Genomic DNA, 2,407 nt, shown 5'->3' with positions numbered 1-2,407 from the left:
TTCGACGAGGCCGGGAACAATATGCCCTCGCACAGGCCAAGAAGCGTCGCGAAGAACAGATGGCAACGATTTACGCGAACCCCAGCGGGCAACGCAGCGTTGGCATCGCGCTCGTCGGTTGGGGCGTCGTTTTGGGCGTGCCGGGCCTCGCTGGCACAATTTTCACGATTGGCGCGGGCTCAATTCTTGTAGGAAGCATTCTTGCTGCGGCGACGGTCGCAGGCGGCGCTCTGTTCGCGATGGGCATTAAACGCCTGAACCTCGTAAACCGCTTCGAGCGCTACCGCGACGCCATTGGCCTGCGCGATTTCTGCTACCTCGACGAAATCGCGGCCAGCACCGCCGATACAACCGAAAACGTGCGCCAAAACGTGAAGGCGATGCTCTCGCACGGGCTTTTCAAGCAAGCGGCACTCGGCGACGGCGAAAACTTCCTGGCGCTTACCAACGACGCCTATCAGCAATACCGCCAGGCACGCGGCAAGGCGCTCGAAAAGAAACAGCAACGAGCGCTCACGCAAAGCGAGCATTCGCAGCTTGACGCCGAAACACAAGCCTTGCTCACACGTGGAAATGCCTATATCACGCAAATTCGCGAGAGCAACAAGGCAATTCCAAACCCGGAATTCAGCAAAAAGATCGACCAGATCGAACACGTGGTACGTACGATTTTCGATCGCGCGGCCGAGCGGCCCGAAGTCATCGACGACCTGGACCATTTGATGGATTACTACCTGCCAACCACGGTCAAACTTCTTGATGCCTACCGCGACCTGGACGCGCAGCCTATCCAAAGCGAAACCATCTCGCAGTCGAAACGCGAGATCGAAGGCGCGCTCGACAGCCTGAACGTCGCATTCGAGAAGCTGCTCGATTCGGTGTTCCGCGATATGGTAATCGACGTTTCCTCAGACATTTCGGTGCTGCATACCGTGCTTGCACAGGAAGGCCTGGTAGAAAGCCCGTTCGATAAGCAAAAGAGCGAATAGCCCCCTCTAGGGGCGCGCGAGTCTCAAAGAAAGGCACAACCATGACCGACGTCAAAACCGAAACCCCCACCGTCGAGCTCACGCTCGCGCCGACGCTCGATGCCGCGCCGGTGCCCACGCTCGCTAACATGGGCGGCGACGCCCTGGCTCCCGCGAGCGATGCCGCCGAAGTGCCCGCGAAGCTCGACGACAGCATGCTGACCGAAGAAGAGAAGAAGATGGTCGAAAGCTTCTCGCAGCAGATCAACGTGCGCGACACCGCGATGGTGTTGCAGTACGGCGCCGGCGCCCAAAAGAAAATGGCCGATTTCAGCGACACAGCGCTCGAGAGCGTGCGAACGAAAGACTTGGGCGAGGTCGGTGGCCTTCTTAGCGATGCCGTAACCGAGCTGCGCAGCTTCGATGCGACCGAGGAGAAGGGCCTGTTCGGATTCTTCAAGAAAGGCGCCAACAAAATAGAATCGCTGCGCGCCCGCTACGACAAGGCCGAGGCCAACGTCGACAAAATCGTGAAAGCGCTGCAGGGCCACCAGATGACCCTTATGAAAGACGCCGCCACACTCGACAAGATGTACGAGCTCAACCTCACCTACTTCAAAGAGCTCACCATGTACATTCTGGCCGGCAAGAAAAAGCTCGCTGAAGTGCGCGAAGTTGAGCTGAAGGAACTCGTGGACAAGGCAAAAGCCACGGGTCGCGCTGAAGACGCGCAAGCCGCACAAGACCTCGACGCCATGTGCACGCGCTTCGAGAAGAAGCTTTCCGACCTCGACCTCACGCGTACCATCGCCATGCAAACCGCACCGCAGATTCGTCTCGTGCAAAACAACGAGATCACGCTGGTCGAGAAGATACAAACCACCATCGTGAATACCATTCCGCTATGGAAAAGCCAAATGGTTCTGGCGCTCGGCATCGCGAATTCGCAAGAGGCCGTGCGCGCACAAACCGCCGTCACCAACATGACGAACGACTTGCTGAAGAAGAATTCCGAGATGCTGCACTCCTCCACCGTCGAGGTGGCAAAGGAATCGGAGCGCGGCATCGTCGATATCGAAACGCTGAAGCAGACTAACGAAACGCTTATCAAGACGTTCGACGAGGTGCTGCAAATTCGGGCCGAAGGCCGCCAGAAGCGCGCCGAGGCCGAAGTGGAGATGCGCCGCATCGAGGCCGAGCTCAAGCAAAAGATGCTCGAGATTCCGCAGCTTCCTTAAGCCGACCCCACTTCACCACATCACGTGCCACGCGTTTGTGCCGCACAAAAAAGGCGCCGCCCCTCTCTGAACTGCGCCCCAAATCTGCAAAGGACCCCGTTTCCTGAACGGCAAAAGAAGTGAATCAAGCGGCCCGGCTGAGCCTGTACTCGACCGGGCTGCTTCCGTCCAGGCGTCTCTTGATGCGCACGTTGTTGTACC

3 protein-coding genes are annotated in these 2,407 nt (G+C 58.2%); 2 read left to right on the top strand and 1 reads right to left on the bottom strand.

What is annotated here, in order from left to right:
- Positions 1–989, top strand: a 989-nt coding sequence (locus ACWI8T_RS09515; RefSeq protein WP_449138770.1) for a 5-bromo-4-chloroindolyl phosphate hydrolysis family protein, incomplete at its 5' end; no start/stop codon positions are given.
- Between the two features lie 41 nt (positions 990–1,030).
- Positions 1,031–2,206: a toxic anion resistance protein gene (locus tag ACWI8T_RS09510; RefSeq protein WP_449138769.1), complete on the top strand. Its 1,176-nt coding sequence runs from the start codon at positions 1,031–1,033 to the stop codon at positions 2,204–2,206.
- 124 nt (positions 2,207–2,330) lie between these two features.
- Here ACWI8T_RS09510 and ACWI8T_RS09505 read toward each other — a convergent pair.
- On the bottom strand, positions 2,331–2,407 hold a 77-nt coding region (locus ACWI8T_RS09505; protein WP_449138771.1), incomplete at its 5' end, for an IS3 family transposase.

The sequence above is a fragment of the Slackia sp. genome, from assembly GCF_977041755.1.
This window is presented reverse-complemented; position numbering and strand designations above follow the sequence as displayed.

Bases quoted from the DNA above. Each gene is read 5' to 3' on its own strand.
- ACWI8T_RS09510 (WP_449138769.1), top strand. From the start codon at position 1,031: ATGACCGACGTCAAAACCGAAACCCCCACCGTCGAGCTCACGCTCGCG.